This window comes from Klebsiella sp. PK18 (assembly GCF_057784655.1).
In genome coordinates this window covers 2,930,636-2,951,846 of record NZ_CM173493.1, presented here as the reverse complement: position 1 = coordinate 2,951,846, position 21,211 = coordinate 2,930,636, and the positions used below count along the sequence as shown (strand labels likewise).

General features: G+C 58.0%; 20 protein-coding genes. 6 read left to right on the top strand and 14 right to left on the bottom strand.

All coding sequences use genetic code 11. The annotated features are described in order from the left end of the window. Positions 1–168 precede the first annotated feature (168 nt). Entirely contained in the window at positions 169–1,569 is a 1,401-nt protein-coding gene (fumC, locus tag AC3EMD_RS14520; RefSeq protein ID WP_012541897.1) for a class II fumarate hydratase, read from the top strand. On the opposite strand, the gene tus is transcribed toward fumC, so the two are convergent. The 5 genes from tus to rstA form a co-directional block, all read right to left on the bottom strand. Further along, a complete protein-coding gene (gene tus, locus AC3EMD_RS14515; protein ID WP_016160939.1) occupies positions 1,559–2,491 on the bottom strand; it encodes a DNA replication terminus site-binding protein in 933 nt (310 codons plus the stop codon). The genes fumC and tus overlap by 11 nt on opposite strands. A 74-nt stretch (positions 2,492–2,565) precedes the next feature. Next, on the bottom strand, positions 2,566–3,867 hold the full coding sequence (gene rstB / locus AC3EMD_RS14510; protein WP_008805073.1) for a two-component system sensor histidine kinase RstB: 1,302 nt from the start codon (positions 3,865–3,867) through the stop codon (positions 2,566–2,568). Positions 3,868–4,107: 240 nt separating this feature from the next. Next, positions 4,108–4,482: an SDR family NAD(P)-dependent oxidoreductase gene (locus AC3EMD_RS14505; RefSeq protein WP_048268028.1), complete on the bottom strand. Its 375-nt coding sequence runs from the start codon at positions 4,480–4,482 to the stop codon at positions 4,108–4,110. 244 nt (positions 4,483–4,726) lie between these two features. Beyond that, positions 4,727–5,089 (bottom strand): hypothetical protein, encoded by a 363-nt coding sequence (locus tag AC3EMD_RS14500; protein WP_008805071.1) that lies wholly within the window; start codon positions 5,087–5,089, stop codon positions 4,727–4,729. A gap of 252 nt (positions 5,090–5,341) precedes the next feature. Continuing rightward, entirely contained in the window at positions 5,342–6,064 is a 723-nt protein-coding gene (gene rstA, locus AC3EMD_RS14495; RefSeq protein WP_008805070.1) for a two-component system response regulator RstA, read from the bottom strand. Positions 6,065–6,192: 128 nt separating this feature from the next. Between rstA and AC3EMD_RS14490 the strand changes: the two genes are divergently transcribed. Continuing rightward, positions 6,193–6,528, top strand: coding sequence for a GlpM family protein (locus AC3EMD_RS14490; RefSeq protein ID WP_008805069.1), 336 nt, complete (start codon positions 6,193–6,195; stop codon positions 6,526–6,528). Here the strand turns inward: AC3EMD_RS14490 and folM are convergent. From folM to ydgH, 3 genes are all read right to left on the bottom strand, one after another. Then, complete coding sequence (gene folM / locus AC3EMD_RS14485) at positions 6,525–7,247, bottom strand: dihydromonapterin reductase (protein ID WP_012541894.1); 723 nt, start codon at positions 7,245–7,247, stop codon at positions 6,525–6,527. The two genes, AC3EMD_RS14490 and folM, sit on opposite strands and share 4 nt — an antisense overlap. A 36-nt stretch (positions 7,248–7,283) precedes the next feature. Continuing rightward, complete coding sequence (locus AC3EMD_RS14480; RefSeq protein WP_008805067.1) at positions 7,284–8,666, bottom strand: amino acid permease; 1,383 nt, start codon at positions 8,664–8,666, stop codon at positions 7,284–7,286. 177 nt (positions 8,667–8,843) lie between these two features. Further along, on the bottom strand, positions 8,844–9,794 hold the full coding sequence (ydgH, locus tag AC3EMD_RS14475; RefSeq protein WP_008805066.1) for a DUF1471 family protein YdgH: 951 nt from the start codon (positions 9,792–9,794) through the stop codon (positions 8,844–8,846). 521 nt (positions 9,795–10,315) lie between these two features. On the opposite strand from ydgH, the gene pntA reads away from it, so the two are divergent. The 3 genes from pntA to AC3EMD_RS14460 all read left to right on the top strand — a co-directional run bounded on the left by pntA (position 10,316) and on the right by AC3EMD_RS14460 (position 13,581). Then, positions 10,316–11,845: a Re/Si-specific NAD(P)(+) transhydrogenase subunit alpha gene (pntA, locus tag AC3EMD_RS14470; protein WP_302073552.1), complete on the top strand. Its 1,530-nt coding sequence runs from the start codon at positions 10,316–10,318 to the stop codon at positions 11,843–11,845. 10 nt (positions 11,846–11,855) lie between these two features. After that, positions 11,856–13,244 carry a Re/Si-specific NAD(P)(+) transhydrogenase subunit beta gene (gene pntB, locus AC3EMD_RS14465; protein ID WP_012541888.1) on the top strand — a complete coding sequence of 463 codons (1,389 nt, stop codon included), beginning with the start codon at positions 11,856–11,858 and terminating at the stop codon, positions 13,242–13,244. A gap of 148 nt (positions 13,245–13,392) precedes the next feature. Continuing rightward, positions 13,393–13,581 (top strand): YdiH family protein, encoded by a 189-nt coding sequence (locus AC3EMD_RS14460; protein ID WP_302073551.1) that lies wholly within the window; start codon positions 13,393–13,395, stop codon positions 13,579–13,581. A gap of 117 nt (positions 13,582–13,698) precedes the next feature. Here the strand turns inward: AC3EMD_RS14460 and uspE are convergent, their stop codons facing one another. The 3 genes from uspE to ogt all read right to left on the bottom strand — a co-directional run bounded on the left by uspE (position 13,699) and on the right by ogt (position 16,250). Beyond that, on the bottom strand, positions 13,699–14,649 hold the full coding sequence (gene uspE, locus AC3EMD_RS14455; protein ID WP_008805063.1) for a universal stress protein UspE: 951 nt from the start codon (positions 14,647–14,649) through the stop codon (positions 13,699–13,701). Between the two features lie 138 nt (positions 14,650–14,787). Beyond that, positions 14,788–15,540, bottom strand: coding sequence for a fumarate/nitrate reduction transcriptional regulator Fnr (fnr, locus tag AC3EMD_RS14450; RefSeq protein WP_002903394.1), 753 nt, complete (start codon positions 15,538–15,540; stop codon positions 14,788–14,790). A 194-nt stretch (positions 15,541–15,734) separates the two neighbouring features. Next, positions 15,735–16,250, bottom strand: a complete 516-nt coding sequence (gene ogt, locus AC3EMD_RS14445) for a methylated-DNA--[protein]-cysteine S-methyltransferase (RefSeq protein ID WP_012541887.1) — start codon at positions 16,248–16,250, stop codon at positions 15,735–15,737. Positions 16,251–16,507: 257 nt separating this feature from the next. Between ogt and AC3EMD_RS14440 the strand changes: the two genes are divergently transcribed. Continuing rightward, on the top strand, positions 16,508–16,666 hold the full coding sequence (locus tag AC3EMD_RS14440) for a hypothetical protein (protein ID WP_012541886.1): 159 nt from the start codon (positions 16,508–16,510) through the stop codon (positions 16,664–16,666). Between the two features lie 32 nt (positions 16,667–16,698). Here the strand turns inward: AC3EMD_RS14440 and abgT are convergent, their stop codons facing one another. The 3 genes from abgT to AC3EMD_RS14425 form a co-directional block, all read right to left on the bottom strand. Further along, positions 16,699–18,225, bottom strand: coding sequence for a p-aminobenzoyl-glutamate transporter (gene abgT / locus AC3EMD_RS14435; RefSeq protein WP_022065675.1), 1,527 nt, complete (start codon positions 18,223–18,225; stop codon positions 16,699–16,701). A 123-nt stretch (positions 18,226–18,348) separates the two neighbouring features. Beyond that, positions 18,349–19,794, bottom strand: coding sequence for a M20 family metallopeptidase (locus AC3EMD_RS14430; RefSeq protein WP_302073550.1), 1,446 nt, complete (start codon positions 19,792–19,794; stop codon positions 18,349–18,351). Beyond that, positions 19,794–21,104: a M20 family metallo-hydrolase gene (locus AC3EMD_RS14425; protein WP_048267869.1), complete on the bottom strand. Its 1,311-nt coding sequence runs from the start codon at positions 21,102–21,104 to the stop codon at positions 19,794–19,796. The genes AC3EMD_RS14430 and AC3EMD_RS14425 overlap by 1 nt, the downstream gene beginning before the upstream one ends. Positions 21,105–21,211: the final 107 nt, after the last annotated feature.

Sequence of the window (21,211 nt, the reverse complement as noted above, 5' to 3'; positions counted from 1 at the left end):
ATCCCGACGATTGCATTTTGTCAGCGGTCTGGGCCGCCCTTCGGGCGGCTTTTTTATGTCGCTTCGCGGCACGAACCACCAAAACAACTTATAAATCTGGCCAATACTTAGTCTTTTAAGCAGGTGAGCTTTGTCGCTATGACGCACTTTGAATCCAAGGAGAAAGTAATGACAACGCATCGCAGTGAAAAAGACTCGATGGGCGCCATCGACGTCCCGGCCGATAAGCTCTGGGGCGCCCAGACCCAACGCTCGCTGGAGCATTTCCGCATATCAAGCGAAAAAATGCCCGGGGAGCTGATTTACGCCCTGGCGCTGACCAAGCGGGCGGCGGCGAAGGTTAATCAGGATCTCGGGTTGCTGACGGCGGAGAAAGCCGGGGCGATCGTCGCTGCCGCTGACGAAGTCCTCGCCGGAAAGCACGCGCAGGAGTTCCCGCTGGCTATCTGGCAGACCGGCTCCGGCACCCAAAGCAATATGAATATGAACGAGGTGCTGGCCAACCGCGCCAGTGAACTGCTGGGCGGTGAACGGGGGATGGCGCGAAAAATTCATCCCAATGACGATGTGAATAAGAGCCAGAGCTCAAATGACGTGTTCCCCACCGCCATGCACGTCGCGGCGCTGATTGCCCTGCGGGAAAAAGTGATCCCGTCGCTGCAGGCGCTGCGGGCGACGCTCAATGAAAAAGCGGTAGCCTTCAGGGATATCGTCAAGATCGGCCGCACCCATCTGCAGGACGCCACGCCGCTCACGTTAGGCCAGGAGATCTCCGGCTGGGTGGCGATGCTGGACCATAGCCTGAAGCACATCGAAGCCAGTCAGCCGCATCTTGCCGAGCTGGCGCTGGGCGGGACGGCGGTAGGAACCGGGCTGAATACCCATCCGGAGTATGCCGTGCGGGTGGCGGCCGAGCTGGCGTCGCTCAGCGGACAACCATTTGTCACCGCACCAAACAAATTCGAAGCGTTGGCCACTGTGGATGCCCTGGTCCATGCCCACGGCGCGCTGAAAGGCCTGGCGGCGTCCCTGATGAAAATCGCTAACGATGTCCGCTGGCTGGCCTCCGGCCCCCGCTGCGGCATTGGCGAAATCGCCATCCCGGAAAACGAGCCAGGGTCATCGATTATGCCCGGCAAGGTTAACCCAACCCAGTGCGAAGCCCTGACCATGGTCTGCTGCCAGGTGATGGGCAACGACGTGGCGGTGAATATCGGTGGCGCCTCCGGCAACTTTGAGCTTAACGTCTATCGCCCGATGGTCATCCACAACTTCCTGCAGTCGGTGCGTCTGCTGGCGGACGGCATGGCAAGTTTTAACGAGCACTGTGCGGTGGGTATTGAACCGAATCGCGAGCGGATCAGCCAGCTGCTCAATGAGTCGCTGATGCTGGTCACTGCGCTGAATACCCATATCGGCTACGACAAGGCGGCGGAAATCGCTAAAAAAGCGCACCATGAGGGGCTGACCCTCAAAGCCTCGGCGCTGGCGCTGGGCTACCTGACGGAAGCCGAATTCGACAGCTGGGTGCGCCCTGAGGAGATGGTTGGCAGCCTGGCTACTCGCTAGCCAGCCAGAGGTGCAGGCGCGGGATAAGTAATCTCAGCGACTGCGCCTCCGGTTTGTAGCGGTACTGGACATTGTCGGCGTCATAGTTCAGCAATTCGCCGATATCCGGGACGCTGACCCCCTGGCTGCCGGATATCAGCGCGATCAGCGGGCTGGGGCAGGCGTACTGCACCTGTTTCTGCTCGCTGGCGTACCAGACGCGGGCAATCGGCTGCACTTTCACCGGCCGTTTGATTTTCAGCCGCGCCCGCTGCGGCAGGGCGGCGATGTCCTGATACTCCCTCTCAAGCTTGCTCTGCCACTGCTCACGGGTCCACGGCGGCACCGCCCGCGGTGATTGCAGGCTTTTCTCCAGCATCATCAATACCTGGTCGCGGGTCAGGTTCTTGATCACGTGTTTATTGGCCCAGCCGAAGCGGATGGTGCTCGGGTCGATAAGGGGCGTCAGCGTGCGGTAGGCGCTGAGGGTGATCAAGCCCGGCAGGTGGCGATGCACCCATTCAAAACGGGCAGTAGGGGGCAGGCCAGAATCGACGGTGACGATTTTCTCGAAGGTAGCCTTCAGGGCGTTAATATGCTGAATGCGCGCCAGCAGATCCTGCTGCTCCGCGGCGGTGACCTGCAGGCAGATAGCCCCTGGCAGACGGACGGCGGCCTTGCTGCTGCGGTTTTCCGACTGCTGCTGGATAAACAGATGGCTGTAGTGGCGCAGGGCGAGGGCCAGCGCCGCCTTGCCGCTGTGCTGCACCACCGGTATGTTCGCCAGCGGATCGTGCTCGGCATCCTTACTGACCGCCGGCAGTTCAAATACCCGGGCCGCCAGCAGCCGACAGCTGCTTAATGTCTGCTGGAGCGTCTGCAGCTCCAGCTCGATCTGGCGAAAGGTATCATTCAGACGTTCAACAAGATCGTAGCTGGCCATCATTTCACCTTAGTTACAACATACTATTTGATTTTTACAGCATACGCAGCGCGCGGCCGCTGCGCAAGTTTTATTCAGGCAGAGGTAAAATCGGGCAACTGATGATAAACCGGCCAGCTAAAGCAGAAGCGGGCGCCGCCGAGAGGGCTGGCCTCACAGCGCACGTCACCGCCCATCGCCTGGGCAATACTGTGCACAATCGCCAGGCCGAGGCCACAACCTCCTGTCGCCCGATCGCGGCTGGGGTCAAGACGGACAAAGGGCTCAAACACCCGCTCGCGCTCTTCGGGAGCGATTCCCGGGCCGTCATCCTCGACCTGCAGCGACGCGCGCGGACCCTGCAGGGTCAGGCTGACCGCCACCCGCTGGGTGCTGTAGCGCAGGGCGTTATTCACCAGATTATCCAGTACCCGCTCCATCAGCCGCATATCCAGCGCGCCGTAGTTGCCGTGGGTCAGCGTCGCCAGAGCGACCTCGCGCTGCGGGTTGACCATCTGGATATCCTCGACGTGATCGCTGATCCAGGCGGGAAAGTCAGGCGTCGTCAGGCTGAGTTCCGTCTGCGGGCGGTCGAGGCGGGCGTAGGTCAGGAGCTCTTCAATCAGCGCCTCCAGCTGGCCGATATCGCGGTTCAGCGCTTGCGATTCCGCCTCGGTGAGGTTTTCGCTCATCTCCAGACGGTAGCGCAGGCGGACCAGCGGCGTCCTGAGCTCATGGGCGATACCGTCAATCAACTGCTTCTTACTGGCAATGAGGGCGTTAATGTTATCGGCCATTTGGTTAAAGGCCACGCCGAGCCGTTCAAAGCTGGACATGCTGTCAAAATGAATGCGCTCGCTGAAGTGGCCCTCGCCAAAGCGCTGGGCAGCGGTTTCAATGCGCAACATGTCCTGCCAGTGCGGACGCATCCAGATAAACACCGGAAAGGCCAGCGAGATAGCAATAAACGCCATCAGCGCCACGTCCAGCAGGCGCATTTCATGCAGAAAATAGAGATAAGGCACCGGGCCCACCGACAGCACATAATGGCTGCGGGGAATACGCTGAATAAAGGTGTACTGGTCATCCAGCGCGACAATATCGCCGGCGCGCAGGTGCTGCATCGAGCTTTCCGACAGCTTAAATTTGCTCATTGGTTCGATGTGCAGATCGAACGACAGGTTCAGATCCAGCTCTTTGAGCGTCTTGCTCCAGTCGCGCGGCGGAATTTCCCGCAGCTCGCTGCGCATCAGATACAGCGAACTTTTCATCAAATCGTCCAGCGACTGTCGTCCGGCGCGCTCAGCGGTAAATTTATAGACCAGACCGACCAGCATGGTCATTACCAGAAAGCAAACGAAGAGCAAAAGATAGAACTGCACAAACAGCTTTTTCATTAAATCTCACTTAAATCAGAATGTTAATTACCTATCTTTTGCCTTCATGGCGCGGTGTGGTATGTGTCTTTCCGCTAAAGCGGTGATGCAGAAACGAAACCAGACCGCAGTCCAGGGCGTTTGTCACGGCAGAATATACCGCAAAATCACTTCTACGTTTCACGCCCGGTTTAATGCGCTATCAAAGCAGGGTTCACCCTCACTGACAACATCCCTTACGCATAAATAATGACGGAGCCCTTATAAGCGCAGCAGTCCGCCATCCACCACATACTGGGAACGGACGTTGTTGACCATGATGGTATCGAACTGCGTTTCGGTGGTATTTTCCACCGTAGAAAAGGCGAGCTGCCCGGCGTTCAGCCACAGGCCATCCAGCATGCCAAATGATTCTACAGACTCGGCGAGGGCATGCGCCGCCTCAGGTTTCGCGCCATCGTTCTGAAGAAACCAGGCACGCTCGGGCAGCAATGTGCGTAACGACGCCAGTTTTTGCTGATGGCGTCCGGTCAGCATCACTTCGCCCCCTTCATCAATAATGCGCATTGCCCCCGCCAGACCAATACCGCTGCTCGCCCCTGTAATCACAATTTTCTTACCTGAGAACCGTCCCATTGTCTCTCCCGTACCGCGTGAGTGTTGAGTTAACTCACACTAGAACAATGAAAATTTATTGTAAAACGACCATCTTTGGGGGCTCGGCATGTTGCACCTTGCCATCTTTGTGGCGCCGGTATACCCGGTATAGGTCGCGTCATCCGGGATGATATCGGCCGGGAATATCTGAATTAGTGACGTTGTCACAAATTAATTATAACCACCAGACCTGCATTACCCTGGAGCGTTGAGCGGGGTATCGCTACTCGCGAAAGTAGGGAATATCCACCGGATAGAGGGTCGTCAGACTCAGCAGACGACAGCGCACCAGCTTTTCCGTTTTGGCATACCAGTAAGCAAATTCGCCGGTGGTCTGGTGGTAAATCATCTGATCGAGGTTGGCAAACGGGATCACCAGCAGCGGTCCCTGGCGAACGTGGCCGCCTCCCGTTTCAAAGTGATGCTGTCCCCAGGATTGCTGGGTATGTTCATAGCGGTGGAGGATCACCTCGATTTGCCCGCGCTGTGGACAGAGGAGTCGAATATCGGCGTTGTCGAGGGAAAAAGCCCAACCAGAGAGTGAAGTGAAGAGTGAGAGTGCCAAAAGTACAACGTATTTCATCATGCAAAAGTCCTGTGTTTTCAGGCTTTATGCCACTCTGATAACAGTAAGTCCTTGAGCACAATCATATTGAAGGCTTATGTGATGGGGAACTGTACGGCTAAATCTATTGATTTACGCAATATGACTAATTCGCAGCGGGCAGCGGGCGCGCAGAGGGAAACCCGCGCAGTTGCCCTAAGCAATAAAAGTTGAGGTGGTTACTGTCGGGGAGTGCGCCATAAAACGGGCCCCTCGCAGGGCCGCGGGAGAAGCTTAGTTGTCCCAGGCGTGTGGGGCGAACAGGTAGCCTTTGTTGCGAACGGTCTTAATACGATAGGGCTCCGTGGCGTTGTCGAGCAGTTTTTTGCGCAGGCGGGAGATAGCCACGTCAACGCTGCGATCCATCCCGTCGTAGGTGACGCCGCGTAAATTTTTCAGCAGCGCGTCGCGGTCCATAATTTGCCCGGCGTGGGTGGCCAGTTCCCACAGCAGATCGAAATCGGCCGTCGACAATGCGACGTTTTCTCCGCCAAGCAGCACCTGGCGGTTGACCGGGTCAATGGTCAGCGAACCAAAGGAGATGGTTTTGTGCGGCGTGAGCGTTGCCGGGGTACCGGCGCCGGCGCCCGCCGGAGCGATATGCTGGCGTAAATGCAGACGCAGTCGCGCGAGAAGCACCGCTGGCGGTGTGGTTTTCAGGATATAATCGCTGGCGCCCATCTCCAGGGAGAGGATATGGTTCATGTCGCTGTCGAGTGAGGTCAGCAGGACAATGGGCCCTTGCCATTGCCCGCGCAGATCGCGGCAGAGCGTCATCCCGTCTTTGCCGGGCAGCATAATGTCCAGCAGCACGAGGTCCGGTTTCTCCCGCGCGATCACGTCCTCTGCGCGGTCGCCGCGAGGCTCGACCACCACCTCCATATCATGCTTGCCGAGATAGGCGGCGATCAGCGCCCCAACCTCAGGGTCATCCTCAACAAAAACGATTTTATTCATGTCTATTGCACATCAGTAAAAGAAGTAACATACACTGCGTCTATTTTACCCGCCATTACTCTTTTATAAACAGCGCTATTTCCGCTATGCTGCGCTAACTTGTTGATTCATTGTTAAGGCATAAGGACATGGGGCTGTTAATCAAAGGGCTGCTGGGTGCGCTGGTGGTGGTGCTGATTGGCGTGCTGGCAAAAACGAAAAATTACGCTCTCGCCGGGCTGATCCCGCTGTTTCCTACCTTTGCGCTCATCGCCCACTATATCGTCGCCAGCGAGCGCGGTATTGAAGCCCTGCGCGCCACCATCGTGTTCGGCATGTGGTCGATTATTCCCTATTTTGTCTATTTGGTATCGCTGTGGTACTTCACCGGGATCATGCGCCTGCCGTTGGCGCTGGCAGGCGCGGTGGGATGCTGGGGGCTATGCGCCTGGCTGTTAATCCTGGGCTGGAACCACTTCCACTAGCGCAGCGGGCGGCCGCCGTCGACGGCGAAGGACCGGCCGGTGACGTAGCGGCTGGTAAACAGATAGTCGATAAGGTCGCTAATCTCTTTTTCGCCTGGGGCGATTTTCATCAGCGATTTATCCAGCGCCTGCTGACGATAGGCTTCGTCGTCACCCTCATTAAACATAATCAGCGACGGGGCGATGGCGTTGACCTTGATCTCCGGCGCCAGCTTGCGGGCGAAGGAGCGGGTCATATTGTCCAGCGCGGCTTTGCTGGCGGCGTAGGCGATATGTTTATCGCTGCCGCGCTCCACGACGTAATCGGTAATATGGATAATATCACTGGCGGCATGGCCGTGGCCGCGCAGCAGATCCTCCAGCGCGTGGTTGAGCAGATAGGGGGCATGGACGTGGATCTGCATCATGCGGTTGATCACTGTGCTCAGCGCTACCCCCGGCTTCTCCGCCATCCAGTCGCTGGCGTTGTGGATGATGGCGCGCAGGCCGCTGGTGTGCGATTTGACCGCTTCGGCGAAGGTCAGTATGCCGTCATCGCTGCTGAAATCGGCCTGCAGACAGAGGGCGCCCGCGTCGCGCAGGCCATCGATCGCCGGATAGGGCGTGCGATAGCTGACGATGACCGGCTGGTGTTGCAGCAGAAAATGGTGTGCCAGCGCGAGACCGATGCGGCGGCCTCCTCCTGTGATCAGAACCGGGCGGGGCTGTTGTTCAGCCATGGGTATCTCCTATGCGTTCTGCGGCAGGGCGAGCGCTTACCCCACCAGCATCCACGTTGCCGGCACAGCGGCAACCAGCAATAAACCAATTAGCGCCAATTCGCGGCGTTTGAGCGAACGATCGTGCTGGTGCGTACGTCGAGCGTACAAAAAGACCAGAAGACCCGGAGCGTAAAGTACCACCGACAACAGCAAATGCACAGGTCCCGACGCGTATAATAACCATAAGCCATAAATGCAGGCGCCGATACCCACCGCTTTGTGCAGCGGGCGAGTGGCGATTTTCAGCAGAAAGGCGCCGACCAGCAGATAGGGGACGAGGATCATCTCTGAGGCGATGGTCAGCAGGGTGCCGTAGTCCGACCCGGTCAACCAGATCAGCACCAGCGATACCTGAACGCTGATATTGGTCAGCCACAGCGAGGCGGACGGGGCATTGTTGCGGTTCTGGCGGGCAAACAGGCGCGGGAAGGCTTTATGAGTGGCGGCCAGGAAAGGCACTTCCGCAGCCATAATCGTCCAGCTCAGGTAGGCGCCACACACCGACACGATCAGGCCCGCCGCAATCACGATTTCTCCCCACGAACCCATCATGTTGACCATCAGTCCCGCCATCGACGGGTTACGCATACCGGCCAGTTCGCTGCGCGGCACCACGCCCAGCGACAGCAGGGTGACCAGCAGATAGACCGTGAGGGCGGAGAGCACCGCCAGCAGCGTTGCGCGACCGACATCGCGCTTGTGTCGGGCGCGGGCAGAAACCACGACGGCACCTTCCACGCCAATAAACACCCACAGGGTGATCAGCATGGTGTTTTTAACCTGCTCCCACACGGGGATTCCCAGCGCCAGTCCGCGGAAATCGAGGCGGAACGTATCCAGCTGGAAGGCCAGGGCGGCGAGCGCGATAAACGCGCCCAGCGGCAGGAGTTTGGCGAGGGTGGCCACCAGGTTAATCCCCGCCGCCGTCTGCACGCCGCGCAGGACCAGAAAATGGACAACCCACAGCAAAACCGAAGCGCCAGCGATAGACTGCCAGGTGTTGCCATCGCCAAACAGGCGCAGCTCAGGGGTATCGGTGAAGAAACTGAGCGCCGAAAAGACGATGACCAGATAGGAGACGTTGGCGATCACCGCGCAGAGCCAGTATCCCCAGGCGGAACAGAAGCCAATCAGCTCACCGAACCCTTCGCGGGCGTAGGTGAAGATCCCGCCGTCGAGGTCGGGGCGAATGCGGGTTAACAGCAGCATGGCGAAGGCGAGGAACAGGATCCCGACGCCGGTGATGGCCCAGCCGATAAGCAAAGCGGAGGGGCTGGCTACGGCAGCCATATTTTGCGGCAAACTGAATACGCCAGCGCCGAGCATTGAGCTAAGGACCAGGGCGGTCAGGGCGCTCAGGCCCAGTTTCTTTTCCATTGCATTCCCGAGGTGAAAATGGCTGTTCCAGAATATTTATTTTGCGAAATCGCATAAAAATGGAGGATTGCGCTAAGGCGCGGGATTTTACGGAGTGTCCGGGAGCCATGCAATGGCGGGGGATGAAAAAAAATGAAAAGGCGGCATTGCGCCGCCTTTTTAGCCAGTCAGCAGTGATTATTTGTACAAATCAGCGCTGATGGTGATGTTGCCGCCGCGTTCCTGCCACTGACGGGTGATGTGGTAGTACTTCGCCCCTTTCTTCGCCGCGCGTTTCGCCGTCTGATAGGAGATTTCCGTCATGTTGCCGTAGTTGCCGGTGAACTGGATATTATCGAACGGCACCATTTGCGCCGCGGTCACTTTGTTCACTTCTTCCACTTTGGTGCCGTCCGGCAGCGTGACAGTGTAACGCCCGCCTTTGGAAGACTGGGTCTCGAAGAAACGACCGACGCCAGTGCCTGAGCCTACAGCTGCGGTGGTGGCGACGCCCGGGATTTCCACGTTTTTCGCGGCTTCACCGCCTTTGGCCAGCGCCGCGCGACCGGCGTCAGAGTCTGCCGGGATGGCGTCCGGGCTCTGCAGCACGCGTTTTTCAGCATCTTTTTTATAGATATAAGCGGTAATGCGCTGGTTGCCGCCCTGGTTGGCATCCACCTGGCGCACGATAAAGAACGCATAGGCGCCTTTCGCTTTTGCCGCTTTGGTGATGGCGTCATTGACTTCCGGCTGGCTGCGATAGAAGCCCTGAACGGTGACAGTGTCGTAAGGCATCAGCGTCACGGCCTGATCTTTCGGCAGTTCTACCACGCCATTGATGATGCGATTTTTCGGCGCATCCGCTTGCGGCGCGTTGTCTTTATAGAGGTCAGCCGTGACGCGCCAGTTGCCGCCATTGCCGTAGTCCGACGTGTCGACAACATAGAATGAGGCCGCGCCGTCTTTGTCGGCTTTACGCGATACCGCCTGTACCGCGTCGCCAATGGCATTAAACCGGCCGGTGACGACAACGCGATCGTAGGGCTTCAGCGCAGCCGCCTGCTCCGGGGTCAACTCGGTCGCTGCATGGGCAGACAACGTGGCGGTTGTCAGGAGAGCAGACGCCAGGAGGGTGTTTTTAAGCTTCATAAAAATAATCCTTTGCCTTGCGCAAACCATATACTGGTGTTGTTGTTGACTGAAAACGTTTGATTATTGCATTTAATCGTTGTGACTGTCTGCGTCATTTTTTGCTTGCCGCCCGAATCGTATACTACGGAAAGATAACATTTTTCGATATGTTGAAAAAACAGCCGCTTGACCAGCAAAAACGATAATCGATACCACTTTTATTAGTTAACGTAATGTTAATACAATGATCTCAATGGCGATAAATGGCGTTTTATCACGCTGGATAAGCGGATTATCAGGCCTGAGTGAGAAATTCAGGTAAATATTGCTGCCCGGAACCATCTGTGCTGACAATAAGCAATAAAATCAAAATTTCTGTTTTATCGCTGTAGATCACAATCGCTATTTTCAGTAGGTTATAAAAAGTTTGTTACTGTTTCATTTTGCAGACAGCGGAAGATGGCGAGGAAGATTTCGCCGTCTTGTCGTTGTTGGTCAGAAAAGTAAACCATCATCAAAAACCGATGGAAGGGAAAACTATGCGTATTGGTGTACCACAAGAGAGGCTAGCCCAGGAGACCCGGGCCGCCGCCACGCCGAAGACCGTTGAGCAATTGCTTAAACTCGGCTTTAGCGTCGCGGTAGAAAGCGGGGCCGGGAAACTGGCCAGCTTTGACGATGCCGCCTTTACCCAGGCAGGGGCTGAGATCGTCGCGGGCAACGAGGTCTGGCAGTCTGACATCATCCTCAAGGTCAATGCTCCAAATGACGATGAAATTGCACTGCTGAATCCGGGAACCACGCTGATAAGTTTTATCTGGCCTGCGCAAAACCCGCAGCTGATGGAAAAACTGGCGGCCCATAATATCAACGTGATGGCGATGGATTCGGTGCCGCGTATTTCTCGCGCCCAGTCGCTGGATGCGCTCAGTTCAATGGCAAACATTGCCGGCTACCGTGCAATCGTGGAAGCGGCCCATGAATTCGGCCGTTTCTTTACCGGACAGATTACGGCGGCAGGCAAAGTTCCGCCCGCGAAGGTGATGGTCATCGGCGCCGGGGTGGCCGGTCTGGCTGCGATTGGCGCCGCCAACAGCCTGGGCGCTATCGTCCGCGCCTTCGATACCCGTCCGGAAGTGAAGGAGCAGGTGCAGAGTATGGGCGCCGAGTTCCTCGAGCTGGACTTTAAAGAGGAAGCCGGCAGCGGCGACGGCTACGCCAAGGTGATGTCTGAGGCCTTTATTAAGGCCGAAATGGCGCTGTTTGCCGCCCAGGCGAAAGATGTCGATATCATCGTCACCACGGCGTTAATTCCGGGTAAACCGGCACCGAAACTGATCACCCGCGAGATGGTCGACTCCATGAAGTCGGGCAGCGTGGTGGTCGACCTCGCCTCGCAAAATGGCGGCAACTGTGAGTACACCGTACCTGGCGAAGTGGTCACCACCGCCAACGGCGTGAAAATTATTGGTTACACCGATCTGCCGGGCCGTCTGCCGACCCAGTCTTCCCAGCTCTACGGTACCAACCTGGTTAACCTGCTGAAGCTGCTGTGCAAAGAGAAAGATGGCAACATTGTTATCGATTTCGATGACGTGGTGGTGCGCGGCGTGACCGTAGTGCGCGAAGGCGAAATCACCTGGCCGGCGCCGCCGATTCAGGTCTCCGCTCAGCCGCAGGCTGCAGCGAAAAAAGTGGAAGCGCCGAAAGAAGCGGCAAAACCGGTGTCCCCATGGCGTAAATATGCCCTGATAGCGCTGGCGATTATCCTCTTCGGCTGGCTGGCGAACGTCGCGCCAAAAGAGTTTCTTGGCCATTTCACCGTCTTCGCGCTGGCCTGCGTAGTAGGTTACTACGTGGTATGGAACGTCTCCCATGCGCTGCATACGCCGCTGATGTCGGTGACGAACGCGATTTCGGGCATTATCGTTGTTGGTGCGTTGTTGCAGATAGGCCACGGGGGCTGGGTCAGCTTCCTGAGCTTTATCGCGGTACTGATCGCCAGCATTAATATTTTCGGTGGTTTTACCGTGACTCAGCGCATGCTGAAAATGTTTCGCAAAGGATAAGGGGTAGCACATGTCTGGTGGATTAGTTACAGCTGCATACATTGTTGCCGCAATCCTGTTTATTTTCAGCCTGGCGGGTCTGTCGAAACACGAAACGTCGCAGCAGGGCAACTATTTCGGCATCGCCGGGATGGCTATCGCCCTGATCGCCACGATTCTGGGGCCGGACGCCGGCAACGTCGGTTGGATCATCCTCGCGATGGTGATCGGTGGGGCGATCGGTATTCGTCTGGCGAAAAAGGTCGAGATGACCGAGATGCCGGAGCTGGTGGCTATCCTGCACAGCTTCGTGGGCCTGGCGGCGGTGCTGGTGGGTTTTAACAGCTACCTGCAGCATGAAACCGGGATGGAGCAGATTCTGGTCAATATCCATTTGACCGAAGTGTTCCTCGGCATCTTCATCGGTGCAGTCACCTTCACCGGTTCGGTGGTGGCGTTTGGTAAACTGCGCGGCAAAATTTCCTCGAAGCCGCTGATGCTGCCGAATCGCCATAAGCTGAACCTGGCGGCGCTGGTGGTCTCCTTCGTGCTGATGGTGATTTTTGTTCGCGCCGACAGCACTGGTACCCAGGTCCTGTGCCTGCTGGTGATGACCGCGATCGCGCTGGCCTTCGGCTGGCACCTGGTGGCTTCTATCGGCGGCGCGGATATGCCGGTGGTGGTTTCCATGCTCAACTCCTACTCGGGCTGGGCGGCAGCGGCAGCGGGCTTTATGCTGAGCAATGACCTGCTGATCGTCACCGGCGCGCTGGTGGGTTCTTCCGGTGCCATCCTCTCTTACATTATGTGTAAGGCGATGAACCGCTCCTTTATCAGCGTGATTGCTGGCGGCTTCGGCACCGATGGGTCTTCCAGCGGCGGCGATGAAGAAGTGGGCGAACATCGCGAGATTAGCGCGGAAGAGACAGCGGAGATGCTGAAAAACTCGCAGTCGGTGATCATCACCCCTGGCTACGGTATGGCGGTGGCCCAGGCGCAGTATCCGGTGGCAGAAATTACCGAGAAGCTGCGGGCGCGGGGTATCAAAGTACGCTTTGGTATTCACCCGGTGGCCGGGCGTCTGCCGGGGCATATGAACGTGCTGCTGGCGGAAGCCAAAGTGCCTTACGACATCGTGCTGGAGATGGATGAGATCAACGATGATTTCAGCGATACCGACACCGTGCTGGTGATTGGCGCCAACGACACCGTCAACCCGGCGGCGCAGGACGACCCGAAGAGCCCTATCGCGGGTATGCCAGTGTTGGAAGTCTGGAAAGCGCAGAACGTGGTGGTCTTTAAGCGTTCGATGAACACTGGCTACGCCGGCGTACAGAACCCGCTGTTCTTCAAAGAGAACACCCATATGCTGTTTGGGGATGCGAAAGCCAGCGTCGATGCGATCCTGAAAGCGCTGTAATGTAGCACGCTTGTTTTACAACGTTTGTTTATAAGCCGTCTCCTGTGAGACGGCTTTTTTATATGCGGAGAGATGCCTGGAATTGTTCATAAAATAAGCGGTGAGAGATGATATAATGTCCCGGTTATTACATCAGACAGAGGATATTATGGATACCGAGATAACCCCAACGCAGATGGCCATCGAATTCTTACGCCGCGACACTACCGTCATGACCCCAGCGCAGTATCTGAAAAAGCTGAAACTGCTGGAGCTGGAGTTTGCTGACCTGATGGCGCTCTCATCGCTGGAGCTGAAAGAAGAGATCGATCTGGCCTGGCGTCTGGGTATCCACTAAGCCATTCTCGCTGGACAGTGACAGGGGCCGCCAGCGGCCCTTTTTTTGTGCCTGACTGGCAGCAAGCAAAAAAAATCCCCCGCGAGGCGGGGGAAGATGAGCGGTACGAGAAGAGGGTTAATCGTCGTCGTCGTCGTCCAGTTCCACCGGCGTCTGGTAGGCCTCCGGTTTGAGTACCAGCAGGTCACAGCGCAGATGATCGACCACCTGTTCCGCGGTATTGCCGAGGAACGCCGCTGACAGGCCGGTACGTCCGACCGTTCCCAGCACCACGATCCCCGCCTGCAGATGCTCGGCGAGATCCGGGATCACCTCCTCAGGCAGGCCTTTTTCCACGTGGGTGAATTTCTCATCGATGCCAAACTTCTGCCGCAGCGCTTTCATCGCCAGCAGGTGCTGACCGCGAATGGCGTCGTTGTAGACGCTGGGATCAAAATCCGGAAGCTCAATCGCGATATTGATGGGGGTCACCGGGTAGGCGCCGATGAGATGTACTTCGGTATGGTTAACTTCTTGCGCCAGCGACAGCGTTTCCCGAACCAGCTTTTCGTTCAGGGTGTTGTGATAATTCTCTTCGCTGGCGAGATTGACCGCGACCAGCGCTTTGCCACCTTCCGGCCACGGTTGGTCTTTTACCATCCACACCGGGCAGGGACACTTACGCAACAGGTGCCAGTCGGTGGGGGTGAAGATCACTGCCTCCAGTTTGTCGTGCTGGTGGGCCATCTTCAACAGCAGGTCGTGTTTCTCGCTAATAACTTCCTGAATAATGGCTTCGAAGGGGCGGTTGTGCCACACCACTTTTACGTCGATCGGCACACCCGATTCAATATAGAATTTCGCCTGCTCGCGGATCCAGGCTGTACGTTGGGCAATAACGCCCTGGCGCATCGCCGTGCGTTCGTCCGGCGACAGCAGGGTGGTCATTTCATAAGAAAAATCATAGATCGGCAAAAAGGCTTTGATGCGTCCACCAATCCGTTGGTGCAGGTACACCGCGCGCCTAAGTGCCGGCTGGTCGTCCTGGTTAGGATCGATTACTACCAGCATGCTCTGATACTTCGCCATACAGGGTCTCCTTACAACTGCAGCTACCGTCAGTTACTAAAAAGATAACCTATATGGATGAATTGAAACAGGGGAGGAGCCTGGTCAGATCAACAAATCTTAAAAAATTGCCGATCGTGACCAGGTGGTGCGCAGAGATTAAGCGACGTTACGAGCCTGACCGGCCAGCTGGGCCAGCAGATCGCTGTTTTCAATGGTGATGTATTTGCCTTTCACCGCCAGCATGCCGCTTTTCTGGAAACGCCCCAGCAGACGGCTGATGGTTTCGACAGTGAGGCCGAGATAGTTGCCAATGTCGCCGCGGGTCATGGTCAGGCGGAACTCACGCGGTGAGAAACCGCGCTGGGCGAAACGACGAGAGAGGTTGTAGATAAACGCCGCCAGACGCTCTTCGGCATTCTTTTTGGAAAGCAGCAGAATCATATCCTGGTCGCCTTTAATCTCACCGCTCATCAGGCGCATCATCTGCTGACGCAGATTCGGCATTTTTCCGGAAAGATCGTCAAGGGTTTCAAAGGGGATTTCGCAGACCATCGAGGTTTCCAGCGCCTGCGCAAAGCTCGGGTGCAGACCGGTGCCGATGGCGTCGAAGCCCACCAGATCGCCCGCCAGATGGAAGCCGGTGATCTGCTCATCACCTTGCTCAGTGATGGTGTAGCTTTTGATGGTCCCGGAGCGAATAGCGTACAACGACTTCAGCTCATCACCGGCTTTGAACAAGGTTTGACCTTTCTGGATTGGCTTTTTCCGCTCGATAATATTATCCAGCTGATCAAGCTCATGCTCGTTCAGAGTAAAGGGGATGCAGAGCTGGCTGATACTGCAATCCTGACAATGGATAGCACAACCGCCAGACTGAATGCGTCGAATAATTCGCTTCTCAGGGATCATATGTCTGCTCAGGCCTTAATTGATATTGGTCAATTTTAACATCTTTTTGATCAGCAGGTAAGTCTTCAGACCCGGAAACACGTAATATCAGCAGGGTAAATCAAAATGGCTGTATATCTGATTGATAAGCAATAGATTATTTCGCTATGTTTGATTGTAAAATTACCTGAAGATTCCAGAAAAGGCATTTTCAGTCAAAGTAAAAGATACCCTTCATGGCGCAATAACCACTCTTTTCGCTGCACGCCCCCGGCATAGCCGGTCAGGGTGCCGTTACGCCCGATGACCCGATGGCAGGGCACCACGATACTCACCGGATTGGCGCCATTGGCGGCGCCCACCGCGCGCGCGGCGCCGGGGCGTCCGAGCGCCTCGGCCAGTTGGCCATAGTGCATCACCTGGCCGCAGGGGATATCGCGTAACGCCTGCCAGACCTGGCGCTGGAACGGGGTGCCGGCGGTGGCGGTAGCCAGGGTATCGATAATCGCCAGATCGCCGGCGAAATAGTCGTTCAGCTTACTGCTGAGGCCGCCTGGGTTGCGGCAGTCGACGCGCTGATAGCCTTCCCGTCGATAGTGAACGTCGAGCAGGGTTTCCATCCGATCGCGGTGCTCGTCCCACTCGACGGCGCGCAAATTAAACTGTTCGTCGCAAAGTACCCACAGCGGCCCCAGCGGGGTATCCATTTTATCCTGCAGCAAGGTCAACATCGTTTCTGTCATCCACCATCGTACATGAGGGGCACACGATACCACGCGCTGACGACAGTCAACTATACTCCCAAAAGATAAAGCCGCATCACGGGCTGGCGCTCTGCCTAAGCCACGATGATTTATTTTTGGATCGATCCTGGCGGGTTATCGGGCATGGTTTTTGCTACTTTTTAACTGACGATACCGGTGCTTCACGCGCCTGGTAGGGTGCCGACGCCTCAGCGCGGCGCTGTTAATCACTCAGAGGTGGGGCTATGCAATATATACTGACTGGCGTACTGGTATTGATCATCAGCGGCTTAGCGATCCACGGTCTGACCCTGGTGTTTGAAAGGGTGTACAAAGCGCTTTTCTATAAATTAGCCAGTGTGGATCATGCGGCCAGCAAAGTGAAAACGAAGGTGTCGCGTTAAGGCTATACGGCCATCCCTGGCCTGCCAGCAGGTTAAGGAAGACGCGGATAGATGCCCGGGCCGATCGGCAGTCCCACCAGATACCATCCCACCAGCAACAGCAGCCAGACGGCGAGAAAAATCAGCGGGTAAGGGAGCACCAGCGAGTAGTAGGTGCCGAGGCGGGCATCCGGTCGGTAGCGCTGTAGGAAGCCGAGAAACAGCGGCACAAACGGCGACACCGGCGCCAGCGGCAGCACCGATGAATCGGCGATGCGAAACAGGATCTGCGCAAAGGCCGGGTGAAAGCCCAGCAGCATAAACATCGGCACGAAGATCGGCGCCAGAATCGACCAGATGGCCGAGCCGCTGGCGATAAACATACACAGAAAAGCCGACAGCAGCGCGAGCCCGACAAACGCCGGGACGCCGTTCATCCCGGCGCTCTCCAGCAGGTCCGTCAGACCGACGGCCATAAACTTGCCCATGTTGCTCCAGTTGAACATCGCCACGAACTGCGCCAGCGGGAAGACCATCACGATAAACCCGGCCATCTCTTTCATCGGCTCAATCATCAGCTGCGGCAGGTCGGCCTGGCGGCGAATTTTGCCGGTGGCGATGCCGTATGCCAGCGACACGACAAAGAAGAAAAAGATAATCAGCGGCACGATGCCTTTGATAAACGGCGAGGGCATGACCGTATGTTGAACCGGGTCGCGAAGAATACCGTTCTCGGGGACCACCATCAGGGCGACGACCGCCACGAATACCAGCGTTGCCACGCCGGCGATGCGCAGGCCGAAACGCTCCTCGGGCGTCAGCGTCTGCAGCTTTTCATCACGACTGCCTTGCCACTGGCCCAGCCGCGGCTCCACCAGCTTATCGGTGATCAGTCCGCCGACGAGCGTCAGGACGATCACCGAGGTCGCCATAAAGTACCAGTTGTCGATCACGCTGACGTGCAAAGAGGCATCGATGGATTTTGCCGCCTCGGTGCTGATCCCCGAGAGCAGTACGTCGGTGGTGACGATCAGTAAATTGGCGGTAAAGCCGCAGCCCACACCGGCAATCGCCGCCAACAGGCCGGCGACAGGATGCCGACCGACGGCGAGGAACATCAGCGCGCCCAGCGGCGGCATAATTACCAGCGCCGCGTCAGAAGAGATATGGCTGAAGAAGGCGATAAACAGCACCATATAGCTGGCATATCGGGCGCTGACGTGAGAGGCCATCTTCACCATCAGCGCGGGTAACAGGCCCACCCGCTCGGCGAAGCCGGCGCCCAGCACCAGGGCGAGGATCGCCCCCAGCGGCGCGAAACCGCTGAAGTTTTTAATGACGTTGGGCAAAAACCAGTGCAACCCTTCCACGCTGAGCAGATTTTTGACCACCACCCGTGAACCATCCGTAGGGTTCTGCACCCCGACGTTGAAGGCGGAAAGTATCGCCGTGGCCGCGATCAGCGCCACGATAAGATAGATAAACAGCAAAAACGGGTGCGGGACTTTGTTACCGATCTTCTCTACCCAGCCATAGCGCTTTCCGCCGGGGGAAGACGACGGTATGGATGACATACTCATGGGCGTTCCTCTGTTGTCGTTGTTGTGTTGGGCAGGCCTGCTCCCGTACTGCCGGCGGTTATTATGGTCGGTGCGTGCCGCGATGCCGGTCAGCGTTGGCCAGGAGTAGCCTGTCTTAAGTGGTTATCGTAAAACGGACGGACTCACCTCCGCCGGGATCGGGCAACGATAGGGGCGTTCGGCCAGTACCTGCCTGAGTTCTTGTTGGCTGGCCGCCAGCAGGGCGCTGTCGCTGAATAAACGGATCGCGGTCGCCGCGAGCACTTTCCCCGCCAGCAACATCCCTTTATGGGCAATGGAGGTTCTGCCCTGGCTCACCAGCTGCCAGCTGTGCAGCGGGGTTCCCACCGCGGAGCACGGGCTGAAGCACTGAGCCACCGGCGCTTTCCAGCTGACATCGCCGACGTCAGTGGAGCCGGCGAGGACGTTATCCGTGGCCGCCCAGGGCGCCACCTCATCAATCAGCAGCGTGTCGCGGTGGCGACGAGCGAACGTTTTGCCTTCCTCCCCACTGGTGCCGGCAATATTGTTCAGGCTGTTGTTAATATCGTTGGCGCTGAGGGTGGCGCGTATCGCCGCGGCAAAAGCGCGCTCCTTGTCGCTCCAGGCGGGGGTACCGTAATGACAGACCGCCTGATACATCGCCGCCTCAAGCGTGCGGTTGGGGAGATAGCTGGAGCAGGCTTTTTCAAAGCGGCAGCTGACCTGAGTCTCGGTCATCAGCGCGGCCCCCTGAGCAATCTTCTCGATGCGGGCGAAGATCTGCTCCGCGTCGGCCATCTCCGGCGCACGGATCAGATACAGCACTTCCGCCTGAGCCTGCACCACGTTGGGCGAGACACCGCCGGTATCGGTAATGGCATAATGGACCCGCGCCTTCTCGATGATATGTTCATTGAGGAAGTTGCTGCCGGTGGTCATCAGAGTGACGGCATCCAGCGCGCTCCGGCCCAGGTGCGGCGAATTCGCAGCGTGGGCGGCGGTGCCGGTAAAACGCCATGCCGCCTGAATATTGGCGAGGGTGCGGGTGCTGAACATCCCGGCCCAGGCTTCCGGATGCCAGGTCAGCGCCGCATCGACATCATCAAACAACCCTTCGCGCACCATAAAGGTTTTTCCCGATCCGCCTTCCTCGCCGGGACAACCATAGAAGCGCAGCGTGCCCGCGCCGCCATGCTGTTGCAGCCAGGCTTTGGCGGCGACCGCCGCGGCGAATGCCGCCGTACCGAGCAGATTGTGCCCGCAGCCGTGGCCGTTGGCTCCCGGTGTCGAGGGTGTCGGTTCCGCGCAGTGGGCCTGCTGGCTGAGGCCCGCCAGGGCGTCAAATTCGCCGAGCAGGGCAATGACCGGTTGGCCTTCGCCGACGCTGGCGATAAAGGCATTCGGGATCCCACCCGCATCGCGAGTGAGCTGGAAACCTTCTGCCTCCAGCGCATCCGCCAGGCGTTGGGCGGACCAGTACTCCTCAAAGCGGGTCTCCGGGTGATCCCAGATGTCATCGGCGATGGCGCAGTACGCCTCGCGTCGCGTCTCAATCATCTCGTCCACAAACTGAAAAATGGCTTCCATTACACCCCCCGCTGCCAGGGAAAGTTAAGCGCGATACGCGCCAGAGTTTCTACCGCTAGCGCCATGACGCTCTCGTCGAAGTCAAACTTCTCGTTGTGGTGACCGGCGCTCAGTTCGGTGCCGAAAATCATGTACGAGGCGAGGCCGCCGCGCGCCTGGACCCGGGCCATCATCAGGGTGGCGTCTTCCGAGCCCGCCGGGGCGGCGATACGATCCACCGCCTGTTGCACGCCGGGCACCCGGGCGGCCTGTTCGCGCAGATAGTCCACCCACGCCGGCGACGGCGCGCTGGCGGTCGCCGCGCCCATCATGCGTAGTTCGTAGCGGGCTTCGTACATCGCCGCCGCCCCGGCGATGACGTGCTGCGCCCGCTCGAACACGTACTGGTTAATGGCTTCGCTTTCACCGCGGGTTTCCACTTTTAACAGCGCGGAAGAGGGCACCACGTTGCGCCCGGTGCCCGCCTGCATCACCCCGACGTTGACCCGCGAGGCGCCGGCGCTGTGCGGCGGGATGGCGTGCAGGCCAAGAGCGGCCTGGGCGGCGGCCAGCAGCGCGTTGCGCCCCTCCTCCGGCTTGCCGCCGGCGTGGGCGGCCACGCCGCTGAACTGCACGTCGAATTTAGTGGTGGCCATAAAGTTGTCGCCGCCGCAGACGACGGTACCTGCCGGCACACCGGTCCCGATATGGATCGCCGTGAAATAATCCACGTCATCCACCACGCCGGCGGCCACCATCGCCCGGGCGCCGCGGGTGCCCTCTTCAGCGGGCTGGAAAATCAGTTTGATCACCCCGTTGAGTTGCGCGGCATACTGCTTCAGGACATGCGCCAGGCCCAGCCCGATGGCGGTATGGCCATCATGGCCGCAGGCGTGCATCATGCCGGCGTTGCAGGAGGCGAAATGGTCGCGATGAGGGCGGTGGCTGTCGTCGTGCTGTTCATTGAGGTCAAGGGCATCCATATCGACGCGGAAGGCCAGGGTTGGGCCGGGCCGCCCGGTGTCGAGCGTGGCGACCACGCCGGCGAAACCGCCTTCAAACGCCGGCAGCCAGCGTTCCGGCGCGCCCTGTTCGCGGGCGCGCTCGAAAGCCTGGGCCAGGGTATCCTCGTCCGGCAGCCCCATCCGGCTATCGGCATCGATGACATCGCGCCCCAGCGCCAGCTGATAGCCGAGCCCGTCGAGGATCTCCGCCACCTTGCTGGCAGTGCGGAATTCCAGCCAGCCGGATTCCGCGTGCAGGTGAAAATCACGGCGCCATTGGATCATGGCCGGCACCAGCTGGTGGAGGTATTCATCAAGTTGCGGCATAGCTCATCCTGTCATAAGTAAAAAATGTGACGGTGTTCACGATGTGATAGCTTTTGTTTATCACTTGCGTTTTACAGGCCGTATCCCACTTAACCTGCCACAGCCTG

Excerpts from the sequence above, each read along its gene's own strand:
- fumC (WP_012541897.1), top strand. The coding sequence starts at position 169 with ATGACAACGCATCGCAGTGAAAAAGACTCGATGGGCGCCATCGACGTC.
- tus (WP_016160939.1), bottom strand. The coding sequence starts at position 2,491 with ATGGCCAGCTACGATCTTGTTGAACGTCTGAATGATACCTTTCGCCAG.
- rstB (WP_008805073.1), bottom strand. The coding sequence starts at position 3,867 with ATGAAAAAGCTGTTTGTGCAGTTCTATCTTTTGCTCTTCGTTTGCTTT.
- AC3EMD_RS14505 (WP_048268028.1), bottom strand. The coding sequence starts at position 4,482 with ATGGGACGGTTCTCAGGTAAGAAAATTGTGATTACAGGGGCGAGCAGC.
- AC3EMD_RS14500 (WP_008805071.1), bottom strand. The coding sequence starts at position 5,089 with ATGATGAAATACGTTGTACTTTTGGCACTCTCACTCTTCACTTCACTC.
- rstA (WP_008805070.1), bottom strand. The coding sequence starts at position 6,064 with ATGAATAAAATCGTTTTTGTTGAGGATGACCCTGAGGTTGGGGCGCTG.
- AC3EMD_RS14490 (WP_008805069.1), top strand. The coding sequence starts at position 6,193 with ATGGGGCTGTTAATCAAAGGGCTGCTGGGTGCGCTGGTGGTGGTGCTG.
- folM (WP_012541894.1), bottom strand. The coding sequence starts at position 7,247 with ATGGCTGAACAACAGCCCCGCCCGGTTCTGATCACAGGAGGAGGCCGC.
- AC3EMD_RS14480 (WP_008805067.1), bottom strand. The coding sequence starts at position 8,666 with ATGGAAAAGAAACTGGGCCTGAGCGCCCTGACCGCCCTGGTCCTTAGC.
- ydgH (WP_008805066.1), bottom strand. The coding sequence starts at position 9,794 with ATGAAGCTTAAAAACACCCTCCTGGCGTCTGCTCTCCTGACAACCGCC.
- pntA (WP_302073552.1), top strand. The coding sequence starts at position 10,316 with ATGCGTATTGGTGTACCACAAGAGAGGCTAGCCCAGGAGACCCGGGCC.
- pntB (WP_012541888.1), top strand. The coding sequence starts at position 11,856 with ATGTCTGGTGGATTAGTTACAGCTGCATACATTGTTGCCGCAATCCTG.
- AC3EMD_RS14460 (WP_302073551.1), top strand. The coding sequence starts at position 13,393 with ATGGATACCGAGATAACCCCAACGCAGATGGCCATCGAATTCTTACGC.
- uspE (WP_008805063.1), bottom strand. The coding sequence starts at position 14,649 with ATGGCGAAGTATCAGAGCATGCTGGTAGTAATCGATCCTAACCAGGAC.
- fnr (WP_002903394.1), bottom strand. The coding sequence starts at position 15,540 with ATGATCCCTGAGAAGCGAATTATTCGACGCATTCAGTCTGGCGGTTGT.
- ogt (WP_012541887.1), bottom strand. The coding sequence starts at position 16,250 with ATGTTGACCTTGCTGCAGGATAAAATGGATACCCCGCTGGGGCCGCTG.
- AC3EMD_RS14440 (WP_012541886.1), top strand. The coding sequence starts at position 16,508 with ATGCAATATATACTGACTGGCGTACTGGTATTGATCATCAGCGGCTTA.
- abgT (WP_022065675.1), bottom strand. The coding sequence starts at position 18,225 with ATGAGTATGTCATCCATACCGTCGTCTTCCCCCGGCGGAAAGCGCTAT.
- AC3EMD_RS14430 (WP_302073550.1), bottom strand. The coding sequence starts at position 19,794 with ATGGAAGCCATTTTTCAGTTTGTGGACGAGATGATTGAGACGCGACGC.
- AC3EMD_RS14425 (WP_048267869.1), bottom strand. The coding sequence starts at position 21,104 with ATGCCGCAACTTGATGAATACCTCCACCAGCTGGTGCCGGCCATGATC.